The 15,693-nt window shown below is 69.4% G+C and carries 12 protein-coding genes and 1 pseudogene; all 13 read left to right on the forward strand.

Annotated elements, in window-relative coordinates; all coding sequences use genetic code 11:
* The first annotated feature begins 1 nt into the window (after position 1).
* The 13 genes and pseudogenes from M2163_RS28930 (at position 2) to nuoN (ending at position 15,685) form a co-directional block, all read left to right on the forward strand.
* Positions 2-556, forward strand: coding sequence for an NADH-quinone oxidoreductase subunit B (locus M2163_RS28930; RefSeq protein ID WP_007383964.1), 555 nt, complete (start codon positions 2-4; stop codon positions 554-556).
* Positions 553-1,308, forward strand: a complete 756-nt coding sequence (locus M2163_RS28935; RefSeq protein ID WP_280849940.1) for an NADH-quinone oxidoreductase subunit C — start codon at positions 553-555, stop codon at positions 1,306-1,308. The genes M2163_RS28930 and M2163_RS28935 overlap by 4 nt, the downstream gene beginning before the upstream one ends.
* A complete protein-coding gene (locus M2163_RS28940) occupies positions 1,305-2,627 on the forward strand; it encodes an NADH-quinone oxidoreductase subunit D (RefSeq protein WP_280849939.1) in 1,323 nt (440 codons plus the stop codon). Before M2163_RS28935 ends, M2163_RS28940 begins: the two co-directional genes overlap by 4 nt.
* Complete coding sequence (gene nuoE, locus M2163_RS28945; RefSeq protein WP_280849938.1) at positions 2,624-3,484, forward strand: NADH-quinone oxidoreductase subunit NuoE; 861 nt, start codon at positions 2,624-2,626, stop codon at positions 3,482-3,484. Before M2163_RS28940 ends, nuoE begins: the two co-directional genes overlap by 4 nt.
* Positions 3,481-4,830: an NADH-quinone oxidoreductase subunit NuoF gene (nuoF, locus tag M2163_RS28950; RefSeq protein ID WP_280849937.1), complete on the forward strand. Its 1,350-nt coding sequence runs from the start codon at positions 3,481-3,483 to the stop codon at positions 4,828-4,830. Before nuoE ends, nuoF begins: the two co-directional genes overlap by 4 nt.
* Entirely contained in the window at positions 4,827-7,331 is a 2,505-nt protein-coding gene (locus M2163_RS28955; protein ID WP_280849936.1) for an NADH-quinone oxidoreductase subunit G, read from the forward strand. Before nuoF ends, M2163_RS28955 begins: the two co-directional genes overlap by 4 nt.
* A complete protein-coding gene (nuoH, locus tag M2163_RS28960; protein ID WP_280895451.1) occupies positions 7,328-8,704 on the forward strand; it encodes an NADH-quinone oxidoreductase subunit NuoH in 1,377 nt (458 codons plus the stop codon). Before M2163_RS28955 ends, nuoH begins: the two co-directional genes overlap by 4 nt.
* The gene (gene nuoI / locus M2163_RS28965) at positions 8,697-9,347 is read left to right on the forward strand and encodes an NADH-quinone oxidoreductase subunit NuoI (RefSeq protein WP_280849934.1); all 651 of its coding nucleotides are present in this window, start codon (positions 8,697-8,699) and stop codon (positions 9,345-9,347) included. The genes nuoH and nuoI overlap by 8 nt, the downstream gene beginning before the upstream one ends.
* Positions 9,344-10,186 (forward strand): NADH-quinone oxidoreductase subunit J, encoded by an 843-nt coding sequence (locus tag M2163_RS28970; protein ID WP_280849933.1) that lies wholly within the window; start codon positions 9,344-9,346, stop codon positions 10,184-10,186. The genes nuoI and M2163_RS28970 overlap by 4 nt, the downstream gene beginning before the upstream one ends.
* Complete coding sequence (gene nuoK / locus M2163_RS28975) at positions 10,183-10,482, forward strand: NADH-quinone oxidoreductase subunit NuoK (RefSeq protein WP_003974374.1); 300 nt, start codon at positions 10,183-10,185, stop codon at positions 10,480-10,482. Before M2163_RS28970 ends, nuoK begins: the two co-directional genes overlap by 4 nt.
* Before the next feature lie 14 nt (positions 10,483-10,496).
* The gene (nuoL, locus tag M2163_RS28980) at positions 10,497-12,461 is read left to right on the forward strand and encodes an NADH-quinone oxidoreductase subunit L (RefSeq protein WP_280895452.1); all 1,965 of its coding nucleotides are present in this window, start codon (positions 10,497-10,499) and stop codon (positions 12,459-12,461) included.
* 5 nt (positions 12,462-12,466) lie between these two features.
* A complete protein-coding gene (locus M2163_RS28985; protein WP_280895453.1) occupies positions 12,467-14,038 on the forward strand; it encodes an NADH-quinone oxidoreductase subunit M in 1,572 nt (523 codons plus the stop codon).
* Positions 14,035-15,685, forward strand: a pseudogene (gene nuoN / locus M2163_RS28990) (NADH-quinone oxidoreductase subunit NuoN). The gene M2163_RS28985 and the pseudogene nuoN overlap by 4 nt, the downstream one beginning before the upstream one ends.
* Positions 15,686-15,693 lie beyond the last annotated feature (8 nt).

The following is a 15,693-nucleotide window of genomic DNA, read 5'->3' on the forward strand; positions in this document are numbered from 1 at the left end:
CATGGGACTCGAAGAAAAGCTGCCGAGCGGTTTCCTGCTGACCACCGTCGAGCAGGCCGCGGGCTGGGTGCGCAAGGCGTCCGTCTTCCCGGCCACCTTCGGCCTGGCCTGCTGTGCCATCGAGATGATGACCACGGGCGCCGGACGCTACGACCTGGCCCGCTTCGGCATGGAGGTCTTCCGCGGCTCACCCCGCCAGGCGGACCTCATGATCGTCGCCGGCCGGGTCAGCCAGAAGATGGCGCCGGTGCTCCGGCAGGTCTACGACCAGATGCCGAACCCCAAGTGGGTCATCTCCATGGGGGTCTGCGCCTCCTCGGGCGGCATGTTCAACAACTACGCGATCGTGCAGGGCGTCGACCACATCGTCCCGGTCGACATCTATCTGCCCGGCTGCCCGCCACGGCCGGAGATGCTGATGGACGCGATTCTCAAGCTCCATCAGAAGATCCAGTCCTCCAAGCTCGGCGTGAACGCCGAGGAGGCGGCCCGCGAGGCGGAGGAGGCGGCGCTCAAGGCCCTGCCCACGATCGAGATGAAGGGGCTGCTGCGATGAGCGACGCGAACGGTGCCCATGGCGCGTCGAACGGGGTGAACCCCGAGAAGGATCTCGGCGCCTCCAACCTCCCCGGCCAGCGCGGCGAGGGCGGTGAGGAGATCCGCGTCCAGCGCGGCATGTTCGGCGCCAACAACGGCGGCGACACCTCAGGTTACGGCGGCCTGGTCCGCTCGGTCCGCCTCCCGGGACCGGCGGCCCGCCCCTACGGCGGCTGGTTCGACGAGGTCGCCGACGAGCTGGAGGGCGCGCTGGAGGAGCAGGGACTGCTCCCCGACAACGCGATCGAGAAGACGGTCGTCGACCGCGGCGAGCTCACCTTCCACGTCGAGCGCGAGCACCTGCTGCGGGTCGCGCGGACCCTGCGCGACGACCCGGCCCTGCGCTTCGAGCTCTGCACCGGCGTCAGCGGGGTCCACTACCCCCACGACAAGGGCCGCGAGCTGCACGCCGTCTACCACCTGCGCTCGATCACCCACAACCGGCTGATCCGCCTGGAGGTCAGCGCCCCGGACGCCGACCCGCACGTGCCGTCCCTGGTGTCGGTGTACCCGACCAACGACTGGCACGAGCGCGAGACCTACGACTTCTTCGGGATCGTCTTCGACGGCCACCCGGCCCTGACGCGGATCATGATGCCGGACGACTGGCAGGGCCATCCGCAGCGCAAGGACTACCCCCTCGGCGGCATCCCCGTCGAGTACAAGGGCGCCCAGATCCCGGCTCCGGACCAGCGGAGGTCGTACTCATGAGCACGCAGCACGCAACTCCGCGCGAGACCACCGAGGGCACCGTCTACACGGTCACCGGTGGCGACTGGGACGAGGTCGTCCAGAGCGCGGCCAAGGCCGACGACGAGCGCATCGTCGTCAACATGGGGCCCCAGCACCCCTCCACCCACGGGGTGCTCCGCCTGATCCTGGAGATCGACGGCGAGACGGTCACCGAGGCCCGCTGCGGCATCGGCTACCTGCACACCGGCATCGAGAAGAACCTCGAGTTCCGCACGTGGACGCAGGGCACCACGTTCGTGACGCGCATGGACTACCTGACGTCCTTCTTCAACGAGACCGCCTACTGCCTCGCCGTCGAGAAGCTCCTCGGCATCGAGGACCAGATCCCCGACCGGGCCACCCTGATCCGGGTGCTCCTGATGGAGCTGAACCGGCTCTCCTCGCACCTGGTGTGCATCGCCACCGGCGGCATGGAACTCGGCGCCACCACGATCATGATCTACGGATTCCGTGATCGTGAAATGATTCTCGACATCTACGAGCTCATCACGGGCCTGCGGATGAACCACGCGTACATCCGCCCCGGCGGACTCGCCCAGGACCTGCCGCCCGGCGCGGTGGACCACATCCGCGAGTTCGTGAAGAAGATGAAGAAGAACCTCCCGGAGTACGACAAGCTCGCCACCGGGAACCCCATCTTCAAGGCCCGTATGCAGGACGTCGGCTACCTGGACCTGGCGGGCTGCATGGCCCTCGGCGCCACCGGCCCCATCCTGCGCTCCACCGGCCTGCCGCACGACCTGCGCAAGGCCCAGCCCTACTGCGGCTACGACACCTTCGAGTTCGACGTGCCGACCGCCGACACCTGCGACTCCTACGGGCGCTTCCTGATCCGCCTGGAGGAGATGCGCCAGTCGCTCAGGATCGTCGAGCAGTGCCTGGACCGGCTCCAGCCGGGACCGGTCATGGTCGCCGACAAGAAGATCGCCTGGCCCGCCCAGCTCGCCCTGGGACCCGACGGGCTCGGCAACTCCCTCGACCACATCAAGAAGATCATGGGCACCTCCATGGAGGCCCTGATCCACCACTTCAAGCTGGTCACCGAGGGCTTCCGCGTCCCGCCGGGACAGGCGTACGCGGCCGTCGAGTCGCCCAAGGGCGAACTCGGGGTGCACGCCGTGTCCGACGGCGGCACCCGCCCCTTCCGGGTCCACTTCCGCGACCCGTCCTTCACCAACCTTCAGGCCATGGCGGCGATGTGCGAGGGCGGCCAGGTCGCCGACGTCATCGTCGCTGTCGCGTCCATCGACCCCGTGATGGGAGGCGTCGACCGGTGACCACCAGTTCTTCCGAGCGGGGCGTCAGCCTGGGCATGCCCGAACTGCCCGCACCCGCTTACCCGGACGACGTCCGAGCCCGGCTGGAGGCGGACGCGCGCGAGATCATCGCCCGCTACCCGGACTCCCGTTCGGCGCTCCTGCCGCTGCTGCACCTCGTGCAGTCGGAGGAGGGGCACGTCACGCGCACCGGGATGCAGTTCTGCGCGGACGTGCTGGGGCTGACCACGGCCGAGGTCACCGCGGTGGCCACCTTCTACACCATGTACCGGCGCAAGCCCTCCGGTGACTACCAGGTCGGGGTCTGCACCAACACGCTGTGCGCGGTCATGGGCGGCGACGCGATCTTCTCCGAGCTCCAGGAGCACCTGGGCGTCGGCAACGGCGAGACCACCGACGACGGCAAGGTCACCCTGGAGCACATCGAGTGCAACGCGGCCTGCGACTTCGCGCCGGTCGTGATGGTCAACTGGGAGTTCTTCGACAACCAGACCCCGGACACCGCCAAGCGCCTCGTCGACGACCTGCGCGCGGGGCGTCCGGTCGAGCCCACGCGCGGGGCGCCGATGTGCACCTTCAAGGAGACCGCGCGGATCCTCGCCGGCTTCCCCGACGAGCGGCCCGGTGCCGTCGAGGCGAGCGGCGCGGCCGGACCCGCGTCGCTGGTGGGTCTCCGCCTGGCCAAGGGAGAGACCGGACCGGCTCGCGTGGTCCATCCACGCGAGGGCGCCCCTGAGGACAGGGATGTCCATGAGCCGTCCCCGACAGAGCACCTGAGCTCACACGACGCGCCACAGGACACGTCGGCCTCCGACCCGGCCCATCCGGCCGGGCCCGCCGCCGAGGAGGGGGAGTGATGACCTTGGCACCCGAACTGAAAGACACCAGCCCCGAGAAGCTGCTCGCACCCGTGCTGTCGGCCTTCTGGGACGAGGACAAGTCCTGGACGCTGGACGTCTACAAGAGGCACGAGGGGTACGAGGGACTCCGCAAGGCGCTCGCGATGTCACCGGACGACCTGATCGCGTACGTCAAGGACTCCGGTCTGCGCGGCCGCGGCGGCGCCGGATTCCCCACCGGGATGAAGTGGCAGTTCATTCCGCAGGGAGACGGAAAGCCGCACTATCTGGTGGTCAACGCCGACGAGTCGGAGCCGGGCACCTGCAAGGACATCCCGCTCCTCTTCGCGAACCCGCACAGCCTCATCGAGGGCATGATCATCGCGTGTTACGCCATCAGGTCCTCGCACGCCTTCATCTATCTCCGCGGTGAAGTCGTCCCCGTGCTGCGGCGGTTGCACTCGGCCGTGAGCGAGGCCTACGCGGCCGGCTACCTCGGACAGAACATCCTGGGCAGCGGCCTCGATCTCGACATCACCGTGCACGCCGGGGCCGGGGCGTACATCTGCGGTGAGGAGACCGCACTGCTCGACTCGCTCGAAGGCCGCCGTGGCCAACCGCGGCTCCGTCCCCCCTTCCCCGCGGTCGCGGGCCTCTACGCCTGCCCCACTGTGGTGAACAACGTGGAGTCGATCGCGTCGGTTCCCGCGATCCTCCAGAAGGGCAAGGACTGGTTCAGGTCGATGGGCAGCGAGAAGTCCCCCGGCTTCACGCTCTACTCGCTCAGCGGCCATGTCGCCAACCCCGGCCAGTTCGAGGCCCCGCTCGGCATCACGCTGCGCCAGCTCCTGGAGATGAGCGGCGGCATGCGGCCCGGGCACCGGCTGAAGTTCTGGACGCCGGGCGGCTCCTCCACGCCGATGTTCACCGACGAGCACCTCGACGTCCCCCTCGACTACGAGGGCGTCGGCGCCGCCGGATCCATGCTCGGCACCAAGGCGCTCCAGTGCTTCGACGAGACGACCTGCGTGGTCCGTGCCGTCACCCGCTGGACCGAGTTCTACGCCCACGAGTCCTGCGGCAAGTGCACCCCGTGCCGCGAGGGCACGTACTGGCTCGTGCAGTTGCTGCGCGACATCGAGGCGGGCAAGGGCGTCATGTCCGACCTCGACAAGCTGAACGACATCGCCGACAACATCAACGGCAAGTCCTTCTGCGCCCTCGGTGACGGCGCCGCCTCGCCGATCTTCTCCTCGCTGAAGTACTTCCGCGAGGAGTACGAGCAGCACATCACGGGCCGCGGCTGCCCCTTCGACCCGGCCAGGTCGACGGCCTGGGCCGACCGCACGGAGGTGAACGCATGACTGTGACCACCAACGCTCCCTCAGGCGGGGGAGAGGCGGCGGTCCCGCCGGAGGATCTCGTCTCGCTGACGATCGACGGCGCCGAGATCAGCGTGCCCAAGGGCACCCTGGTCATCCGGGCCGCCGAGCAGCTCGGCATCGAGATCCCCCGGTTCTGCGACCACCCCCTCCTGGACCCGGCCGGCGCCTGCCGCCAGTGCATCGTCGAGGTCGAGGGCCAGCGCAAGCCGATGGCCTCCTGCACCATCACCTGCACCGACGGGATGGTGGTGAAGACCCACCTCACCTCGCCGGTCGCCGAGAAGGCCCAGCACGGTGTGATGGAGCTCCTCCTCATCAACCACCCGCTGGACTGCCCGGTCTGCGACAAGGGCGGCGAGTGCCCGCTGCAGAACCAGGCGATGTCCCACGGGCAGGCCGAGTCCCGCTTCGAGGGCAAGAAGCGGACCTACGAGAAGCCCGTCCCGATCTCCACCCAGGTGCTGCTCGACCGTGAGCGGTGCGTGCTGTGCGCCCGCTGCACCCGCTTCTCCAACCAGGTCGCGGGCGACCCCATGATCGAGCTGATCGAGCGGGGCGCGCTCCAGCAGGTCGGCACTGGCGAGGGCGACCCCTTCGAGTCGTACTTCTCCGGCAACACCATCCAGATCTGCCCGGTCGGCGCGCTCACCTCGGCGGCGTACCGATTCCGCTCCCGCCCCTTCGACCTGGTGTCCTCCCCGAGCGTGTGCGAGCACTGCTCGGGCGGCTGCGCCACCCGCACCGACCACCGGCGCGGCAAGGTCATGCGCAAGCTCGCGGCCAACGACCCCGAGGTCAACGAGGAGTGGATCTGCGACAAGGGGCGCTTCGCCTTCCGCTACGCACAGCAGCGGGACCGGCTGGAGCACCCGCTGGTCCGCAACCCCGAGGGCGAGCTGGTTCCGGCGTCCTGGCCGGAGGCGCTCCAGATCGCCGCCCAGGGGCTGCTCGCCTCGCGCGGCCGGACCGGAGTCCTCACCGGCGGCCGCCTCACCGTCGAGGACGCCTACGCGTACAGCAAGTTCGCGCGCGTGGCGCTCGACACCAACGACATCGACTTCCGCGCGCGCGTGCACAGCAGTGAGGAGGCCGACTTCCTGGCCGCGCGGGTCGCGGGCCGCGGCCGTGACCTCGACGGTACGGGCGTCACGTACTCCGCCCTGGAGAAGGCACCGGCGGTCCTGCTGGTCGGGTTCGAGGCCGAGGAGGAGGCGCCCGGCGTCTTCCTGAGGCTGCGCAAGGCCTGGCGCAAGCACGGCCAGAAGGTCTTCTCCCTCGCCACCCACGCCACCCGCGGACTGGAGAAGGCGGGCGGCACCCTGCTGCCCGCCGCCCCCGGCACCGAGACCGAGTGGCTGGACGCACTCGCCGGCGGGGTCGGCCTGGAGGACGACGGCAGCAGGGCCGCCGAGGCCCTGCGCACCGAGGGCGCGGTGATCGTCGTGGGCGAGCGGCTGGCCGCCGTGGCCGGGGGCCTCACCGCCGCCGTACGGGCCGCCTCCGCGACCGGGGCGCAGCTCGTGTGGATCCCGCGGCGGGCCGGGGAGCGCGGTGCCGTCGAGGCGGGCGCGCTGCCGTCGCTGCTGCCGGGCGGGCGCCCGGCCACCGACCCGCGCGCGCGTGAGGAGGTCGCCTCCGTCTGGGGTGTGGCCGAACTCCCGCACCGCTACGGCCGCGACACCGGTCAGATCGTCGAGGCCGCGGTCTCCGGCGAACTCCAGGCCCTGGTGGTCGCGGGCGTCGAGATCGCCGACCTGCCCGACCCGGCACGCGCGCGTGAGGCGCTCCAGGAGGTCGGGTTCGTGGTGTCGCTGGAACTGCGTCCCGGCGAGGTCACCGAGCACGCGGACGTCGTCCTGCCGGTGGCCGCGGTCGCCGAGAAGGCCGGCACCTTCCTCAACTGGGAGGGCAGGGTGCGCTTCTTCGAGGCGGCTCTCAAGCCCGACCAGATGACCCGCCGCCTCGCGCCCACCGACGCACGGGTGCTCCAGATGCTCGCCGACGCCATGGACGTGCACCTGGGCCTGCCGGACCTGCGCACGGTCCGCGCGGAGATCGACCGGCTCGGCCCCTGGGACGGAGCGCGCGGCACCGAACCCTTCGAGACCGGGGCCCAGCTGCCGCGGCCCGCCGCCGGTGAGGCCGTGCTGGCTGGACACCGGCTGCTCCTCGACCAGGGCCTGCTCCAGCAGGGGGACGAGGCGCTCGCCGGGACCCGGCACGCGGCACGCGCGCGTGTGTCGGCCGCGACGGCCGCCGAGGTGGGCGTCAAGGAAGGCGACCTCCTCGCCGTGACCGGCAAGACCGGAGTCGTCGAACTGCCGCTGCAGATCACCGAGATGCCCGACCGCGTGGTCTGGCTCCCGCTGAACTCCACCGGCGGGGGCGTCGCCTCCGACGCCGGGGTGCTGCCCGGCTCCCTCGTCCACATCGGCCCGGCGACGCTCGCAGCCGAAGCTCCCCAGGAGGTGGAGGCATGAGCCCGTACCTCGCCGCGGAAGACCTCTCGGTGTTCGGCACCGACCCCTGGTGGCTCGTCGTCGTCAAGGCCGTCTTCTGCTTCGCGTTCCTGATGGTGACCGTGCTGTTCTCCATCGTGTGGGAGCGCAAGGTCGTCGCCTGGATGCAGCTGCGCATCGGCCCCAACCGGCACGGCCCCTGGGGCATGCTCCAGTCGCTCGCCGACGGCGTGAAGCTGATGCTGAAGGAAGACGTCATCGTCAAGCGCGCGGACAAGGTCGTCTACGTCCTCGCGCCGATCGTCGCGGCCATCCCGGCCTTCATGGCGATCGCGGTGATCCCCTTCGGCCCGTCCGGCAACGAGGTCTCGATCTTCGGCCACCGCACCGCGATGCAGCTCACCGACCTGCCGATCGCGATGCTCTACATCCTCGCGGTCGCCTCGGTCGGCATCTACGGCATCGTCCTCGCGGGCTGGAGCTCCGGGTCGACGTACCCGCTCCTCGGCGGTCTGCGCTCCTGCGCGCAGATGATCTCGTACGAGATCGCCATGGGCGCCGCCTTCGCCTCGGTGTTCCTCTACTCCGGGTCGATGTCGACCTCGGCGATCGTCGAGGCCCAGCAGGACCGCTGGTACATCGCCCTGCTGCCGGTCTCCTTCATCATCTACGTCATCACGATGGTCGGTGAGACCAACCGCGCCCCCTTCGACATGCCGGAGTCCGAGGGCGACCTGGTCGGCGGCTTCAACACCGAGTACTCGTCGATCAAGTTCGCGCTGTTCATGCTCGCGGAGTACGTGAACATGGTGACGGTCTCGGCCGTGACGACCACGCTCTTCCTCGGCGGCTGGCGGGCCCCCTGGCCCGTCAGCACCTTCTGGGAGGGCGCCAACCACGGCTGGTGGCCGCTGCTCTGGTTCGTGATCAAGGTGCAGCTGCTGCTGTTTTTCTTCATCTGGCTGCGCGGCACGCTCCCGCGCGTCCGCTACGACCAGCTGATGAAGCTCGGCTGGAAGGTCCTCATCCCGGTCTCCGTGGTGTGGCTGATGCTCGTCGCGACCGTGCGGACCCTGCGCAACGAGAACTACGACTTCGCCGACATCGCCCTCTACGTCGGCGGCGCGGTCCTGGTCCTGCTGCTGCTCTCCTTCGTCGCCGACATGTTCCGCGAGAAGTCGAAGGCGGCCGCGCAGCCCGCCGAACAGCCGGCCGGGTTCGACCCGATGGCGGGCGGGTTCCCCGTTCCGCCGCTGCCGGGACAGGAGTTGCCGCCGGTGCCCAGGCGCCGCTCGCGCCAGGAGCGGGAGCTGATTGTCAGTGGCGGGCCCGATACTCACAGTGACGGACCGCTGAGTGGTTCTACGGATGGAAAGGAGGCGTCCGATGGCTGAGGAGCCCAAGGAGACCGAGCAGTTGAAGCCCGGCTTCATGAACCCCGTCGCCGGCTTCGGCGTGACCTTCAAGGCCATGTTCAAGAAGCGGCTGACCGAGCAGTACCCGGAGCAGCAGAAGACCACCGCTCCGCGGTTCCACGGACGGCACCAGCTCAACCGCCATCCGGACGGCCTGGAGAAGTGCGTCGGCTGCGAGCTGTGCGCCTGGGCCTGCCCCGCCGACGCCATCTACGTGGAGGGCGCCGACAACACCGACGAGGAGCGCTACTCGCCGGGCGAGCGGTACGGCCGCGTCTACCAGATCAACTACGCCCGCTGCATCCTGTGCGGGCTGTGCATCGAGGCGTGCCCCACGCGCGCGCTGACGATGACCAACGAGTTCGAGCTGGCCGACTCCAGCCGCGCCAACCTCATCTACACCAAGGAGCAGCTGCTCGCCGGCCTCGAAGAGGGCATGGTCGACTCGCCCCACGCCATCTACCCCGGCACCGACGAGCAGGACTACTACCGGGGCCTGGTCACCGAGGCGGCGCCCGGCACCGTGCCCCAGGTCGCGGTATCCAAGGGCGAGGTGGTCCAGGAGGCCGACTCCACCTTCGGTGAGGACGAACCGGCATCGGAGAAGGTGATCGGCCGATGACCGCGCCCCTTCAGCTCGCCGCCTCCGCCACCTCCACCGGCGAGGCCTTCCAGTTCTGGGTCCTCGGCACCGTCGCCGTGATCGGCGCCCTGTGCACCGTCTTCATGAGGAAGGCCGTGCACAGCGCGCTCTGTCTCGCCGGCACCATGATCATCCTGGCGGTGTTCTACCTCGCCAACGGCGCCTACTTCCTCGGCGTCGTCCAGATCGTCGTCTACACCGGCGCGATCATGATGCTGTTCCTGTTCGTGGTGATGCTCGTCGGCGTGACCGCGGCGGACTCCCTGAAGGAGACCATCAAGGGGCAGCGCTGGCTGGCCCTGCTGTGCGGGCTCGGCTTCGGCATCCTGCTGTTCGCGGGCATCGGCAACGCCTCCCTCAACCAGTTCAACGGCCTCGGTCAGGCCAACTCCGGGGGCAATGTCGAAGGGCTCGCCACGCTCATCTTCACCAAGTACGTCTTCGCCTTCGAGATCACCGGCGCCCTGCTGATCACGGCAGCCGTCGGCGCCATGGTGCTCACCCACCGCGAGCGCACCGAGCGCGCCCTGACCCAGCGCGAGCTGGCCGAGAAGCGCGTCCGCGAGGGCAAGCACGTCCCGCCGCTGCCCGCCCCCGGCGTCTACGCCCGGCACAACGCGGTGGACATCGCGGGCCTGCTGCCCGACGGCACCCCCTCCGAGCTCACGGTCAGCAAGACCCTGCGCGACCGCGGCCAGATCAGGGACGTCTCGACAGAGGCTCTGAACGACCTGAAGGCCCTGGAGCAGCGCGCCGAGGAACGCCTGGAGCGGACCGGGATCGAACCGGCCGGCTTCAAGAAGGAGGCGTCGAAGTGAACCCGGTCAACTACCTCTACCTCGCCGCCCTGTTGTTCACGATCGGCGCCACCGGCGTGCTGATCCGGCGCAACGCCATCGTCGTGTTCATGTGCATCGAGCTCATGCTCAACGCCTGCAACCTCGCGTTCGTCGCCTTCTCCCGGATGCACGGCAACCTCGACGGCCAGATCATCGCCTTCTTCACGATGGTCGTCGCCGCCGCGGAGGTCGTGGTCGGGCTCGCGATCATCGTGTCGCTGTTCCGTTCCCGCCACTCGGCCTCGGTCGACGACGCCAGCCTGATGAAGCTGTAAGGGGTCGCTGAATCGTGGAGAACCTGATCGCGCTGCTGATCGCGGCGCCCCTGCTCGGAGCGGCGGTCCTGCTCACCGGCGGCCGGCGGCTGGACGCCGTCGGTCACTGGATCGGCACCATCCTCGCCGGCGCTTCCTTCGTGTTCGGCGCCGTCCTCTTCGCCGACCTGCTCGGCAAGGACGCCGAGCACCGCACGCTCACCCAGCACCTGTTCAGCTGGATCCCGGTCGAGGGCTTCCAGGCGGACGTCGCCTTCCGCCTCGACCAGCTGTCGATGACGTTCGTGCTCCTGATCACCGGCGTCGGCTCGCTCATCCACCTGTACTCCATCGGCTACATGGAGCACGACGAGCGCCGCCGCCGCTTCTTCGGCTATCTGAACCTGTTCCTCGCGGCGATGCTGCTGCTCGTCCTCGCCGACAACTACCTGCTGCTCTACGTCGGCTGGGAGGGCGTCGGCCTCGCCTCCTACCTGCTGATCGGCTTCTGGCAGCACAAGCCCAGCGCGGCCACCGCGGCCAAGAAGGCATTCCTGGTCAACCGCGTCGGCGACATGGGCCTGTCGATCGCGATCATGCTGATGTTCACGACGTTCGGCACCTTCGCCTTCGGCCCGGTCCTCGGCAGCCACGAGGAGCCCGGACTCGTCACCGGCGCCTCCGAGGCCACGCTCACCGGCATCGCCCTGATGCTGCTGCTCGCCGCCTGCGGCAAGTCCGCCCAGGTGCCGCTCCAGTCCTGGCTCGGGGACGCGATGGAGGGCCCGACCCCCGTCTCGGCCCTCATCCACGCGGCGACCATGGTGACCGCGGGCGTCTACCTGATCGTCCGCTCCGCCAACATCTTCAACCTCGCGCCCGACGCCCAGCTCGTCGTCACCGTCGTCGGCGCGGTCACGCTCCTGTTCGGTGCGATCGTCGGTTGCGCGAAGGACGACATCAAGAAGGCCCTCGCCGGCTCGACGATGTCGCAGATCGGCTACATGGTCCTCGCCGCGGGCCTCGGCCCCATCGGCTACGTCTTCGCGATCATGCACCTGGTGACCCACGGCTTCTTCAAGGCCGGGCTCTTCCTCGGCGCCGGATCGGTCATGCACGGCATGAACGACGAGGTCGACATGCGGAAGTACGGCGGCCTCCGGAAGTACATGCCGATCACCTTCGTGACGTTCGGCCTCGGCTACCTGGCCATCATCGGCTTCCCGGGCCTGTCGGGCTTCTTCTCCAAGGACAAGATCATCGAGGCGGCCTTCGCCAAGGGCGGCACCGAGGGCTGGATCCTCGGCGCCTGCGCCCTGCTGGGTGCGGCCATCACCGCCTTCTACATGACGCGCGTGATGCTGATGACGTTCTTCGGAGAGGAGCGCTGGAAGAACCAGCCCACCCGCTCCCCGGAGGCCCCGAGCGCCGAGCCCGCCGCCGAGCACCACGGCGAGCACGCGGAGCCGCACCCGCACGAGTCCCCCAGGTCCATGACGATCCCGATGATCGTGCTGGCCTTCGGATCGGTCTTCGCGGGCGGCTTCTTCAGCATCGGCGACCGGTTCCTGCACTGGCTGGAGCCCGTCACCGGGCACAGCCACGGGGACGCGCCGATCAGCGCGGCCACGGTCACGGCGGCCACGGTCACCGTGATGGTCATCGGCGTCGCGATCGCCTGGCTCCAGTACGGCAGGCGCCCGGTCCCGGTCGTCGCCCCGCGCGGGTCGCTGCTCACCCGGGCCGCCCGGCGCGACCTGCTCCAGGACGACTTCAACCACGTCGTCCTGGTCCGCGGCGGAGAGCACCTCACGCGGTCCCTGGTGTACGTCGACCACACCCTGGTCGACGGAGTGGTCAACGGCACGGCGGCCTCGGTCGGCGGCCTCTCCGGCCGGATGCGCAAGCTGCAGAACGGCTTCGCGCGGTCGTACGCGGTCTCGATGTTCGGCGGTGCGGCGATCCTCGTCGCCGCGACCCTGCTGATGAGGGCGGTCTGATACCGATGTCCTTTCCTCTGCTGACAGCGACGGCGGTGCTCCCGGCACTCGGGGCCATCGCCACGGCCGCCGTGCCGGCCGCGCGGCGCACCGCCGCCAAATGGCTGGCGCTGCTCGTCTCGCTCGCCACCCTCGCCCTCGCGATCACCGTCCTGGTCCGCTTCGACCCGGACGGCGCCCGCTACCAGCTCACCGAATCGCACGCCTGGATCGCGGAGTTCGGGGTCCGCTACGAACTGGGCGTGGACGGCATCGCGGTCGCGCTCATCGCACTGACCGCCCTGCTGATCCCGTTCATCGTCCTGGCGGGCTGGCACGACGCCGACCCGCTGGAGACCGGAAGCAGGCGGTGGCGGCCGACGCAGGGCTTCTTCGCCCTGATCCTGGCCGTCGAGGCGATGGTGATCATCTCCTTCGAGGCCACCGACGTCTTCCTGTTCTACATCTTCTTCGAAGCCATGCTGATCCCGATGTACTTCCTCATCGGCGGCTTCGGGGACCGGGCCCACGCCGGCTCGGACGAGAACGCGGCGGCCCAACGCTCGTACGCCGCGGTGAAGTTCCTGCTCTACAACCTGGTCGGCGGCCTGATCATGCTGGCCGCGGTCATCGGCCTGTACGTCGTCGCCGGGAACTTCAGCCTCCAGGAGATCGCCGAGGCGCGCGCCAACGGCACGCTCGACATGGCGACCAACACCGAACGCTGGCTGTTCCTCGGGTTCTTCTTCGCCTTCGCGGTGAAGGCGCCCCTGTGGCCGCTGCACACCTGGCTGCCCAACGCGATGGGGGAGGCCACCGCCCCGGTCGCCGTCCTCATCACCGCGGTCGTCGACAAGGTGGGCACCTTCGCGATGCTCCGCTTCTGCCTCCAGCTCTTCCCGGAGGCCAGCAAGTGGGCCACACCCGCGATCCTCGTCCTCGCGGTGATCAGCATCATCTACGGGGCGCTGCTCGCGGTCGGCCAGCGCGACATCAAGCGCCTTGTGGCGTACGCGTCGATCTCCCACTTCGGCTTCATCATCATGGGCATCTTCGCGATGACCAGCCAGGGCCAGTCCGGCGCGACCCTCTACATGGTCAACCACGGGATCTCGACGGCCGCGCTGATGCTGGTGGCCGGCTTCCTGATCTCGCGGCGCGGCTCGCGGCTCATCGCCGACTACGGCGGTGTCCAGAAGGTCGCCCCGGTGCTCGCCGGCACCTTCCTGATCGGCGGTCTGGCGACTCTCTCGCTGCCCGGGCTCGCGCCCTTCGTCAGTGAGTTCCTGGTCCTGGTCGGCACCTTCGCGCGCTACCCGGTGATCGGCATCATCGCCACCTTCGGCATCGTGCTCGCCGCGCTCTACACCCTCGTCCTCTACCAGCGGACGATGACGGGCCCGGTGAAGCCGGAGGTCTCCGCGATGCCCGACCTGCGACTGCGTGAGCTGGTGGTCGTCGCCCCGCTGGTCGTCCTGCTGATCTTCCTGGGCGTCTACCCGAAGCCCGTCACGGACATCGTGAACCCGGCGGTGAAGTCGACCATGTCCGACGTACACAAGAAGGACCCCAAGCCCGAGGTGGAGGCGGCCAAGTGAGCGCAACAGCCGTCCACAGCCTGTGGACAACCGCGGCCGACCCGATCTCGAAGATCGACGCGCCGAAGATCGAATACGGGCAGTTGTCGCCCACCCTGATCATCGTGGGCGCGGCGATCATCGGAGTCCTCGTCGAGGCCTTCGTCCCGCGCAAGTCCCGTTACTACGCCCAGCTGTTCGTCTCCGTCGTGGCCCTGTGCGCCGCCTTCGCGGCGGTCGTCGCCCTGGCCGCCGACGGATACGCCACCACCAAGGCGGGCATCGCGGCCATGGGCGCGATCGCCGTCGACGGACCTGCCCTGTTCCTCCAGGGCACGATCCTGCTGGCGGCCCTGGTCGGCCTGTTCACCTTCGCCGAGCGCAGGCTGGACCCCGAGACCCACGGCAACCGCGTCGACTCGTTCGCCGCGCAGGCCGCCTCGGTTCCGGGCAGCGACAGTGAGAAGGCGGCCGTCAAGGCCGGGTTCACCACCACCGAGGTGTTCCCGCTGCTGCTCTTCGCCGTCGCCGGCATGCTGATCTTCCCGGCCGCCAACGACCTGCTGACACTGTTCGTGGCCCTGGAGGTCTTCTCGCTCCCGCTGTACCTGCTGTGCGCGCTGGCCCGCCGCAAGCGGCTCATGTCGCAGGAGGCCGCGGTCAAGTACTTCCTGCTCGGTGCGTTCGCCTCCGCCTTCACCCTGTTCGGCATCGCGCTGCTCTACGGCTACGCGGGCTCGGTGTCGTACGGCACCGTCGCGCAGGTCGTCGACGGCACCATCGGCACGGTGGACCCGGCACTCGCCGACACCATGGGCAACGACGCGCTGCTGCTGATCGGCGCCGCGATGATCGTCATGGGTCTGCTGTTCAAGGTGGGCGCGGTGCCGTTCCACATGTGGACTCCGGACGTCTACCAGGGCGCCCCGACCCCGGTCACCGGCTTCATGGCGGCGGCGACCAAGGTGGCCGCCTTCGGCGCGCTGCTGAGGATCCTCTACGTCGTCCTGCCCGGGCCTGCGCTGGGACTGGCGGCCGGTCATGTGGGCCGTCGCGATCGTCACCATGCTGGGCGGCGCCATCGTCGCGATCACCCAGACCGACATCAAGCGGCTCCTCGCGTACTCGTCGATCGCGCACGCCGGGTTCATCCTCGCCGGTGTCATCGCCACCACGCCGGACGGAGTGTCGTCGGTCCTCTTCTACCTGGCCGCGTACTCGTTCGTGACGATCGGCGCGTTCGCGGTGGTCACCCTGGTCCGCGACGCCGGTGGTGAGGCGACGCACCTGTCCAAGTGGGCCGGTCTCGGCCGCCGTTCGCCGCTGGTGGCGGCCGTGTTCGCGGTGTTCCTGCTGGCCTTCGCCGGTATCCCGCTGACCTCCGGCTTCGCGGGGAAGTTCGCCGTGTTCAAGGCGGCGGCGGAGGGCGGCGCGGCCCCGCTCGTCGTGGTCGGTGTCATCTCGTCGGCGATCGCCGCGTTCTTCTACATCCGGGTGATCGTGCTGATGTTCTTCAGCGAGCCGCGCCCGGAGGGACCGACGGTCGCCGTGCCGTCGCCGCTGACGATGACGGCGATCGCGGTCGGCGTCGCGGTCACGCTGGTCCTCGGTGTCGCGCCGCAGTACTTCCTGGACCTGGCGAACCAGGCCGGAGTCTTCGTGCGCTGACCGGAGTT

The organism is Streptomyces sp. SAI-135, from assembly GCF_029893805.1.
Lineage (GTDB): Bacteria > Actinomycetota > Actinomycetes > Streptomycetales > Streptomycetaceae > Streptomyces.

Coding starts and splice junctions, on each gene's coding strand:
- M2163_RS28930 (WP_007383964.1), top strand. CDS start 2: ATGGGACTCGAAGAAAAGCTGCCGAGCGGTTTCCTGCTGACCACCGTC.
- M2163_RS28935 (WP_280849940.1), top strand. CDS start 553: ATGAGCGACGCGAACGGTGCCCATGGCGCGTCGAACGGGGTGAACCCC.
- M2163_RS28940 (WP_280849939.1), top strand. CDS start 1,305: ATGAGCACGCAGCACGCAACTCCGCGCGAGACCACCGAGGGCACCGTC.
- M2163_RS28955 (WP_280849936.1), top strand. CDS start 4,827: ATGACTGTGACCACCAACGCTCCCTCAGGCGGGGGAGAGGCGGCGGTC.
- nuoH (WP_280895451.1), top strand. CDS start 7,328: ATGAGCCCGTACCTCGCCGCGGAAGACCTCTCGGTGTTCGGCACCGAC.
- nuoI (WP_280849934.1), top strand. CDS start 8,697: ATGGCTGAGGAGCCCAAGGAGACCGAGCAGTTGAAGCCCGGCTTCATG.
- M2163_RS28970 (WP_280849933.1), top strand. CDS start 9,344: ATGACCGCGCCCCTTCAGCTCGCCGCCTCCGCCACCTCCACCGGCGAG.
- M2163_RS28985 (WP_280895453.1), top strand. CDS start 12,467: ATGTCCTTTCCTCTGCTGACAGCGACGGCGGTGCTCCCGGCACTCGGG.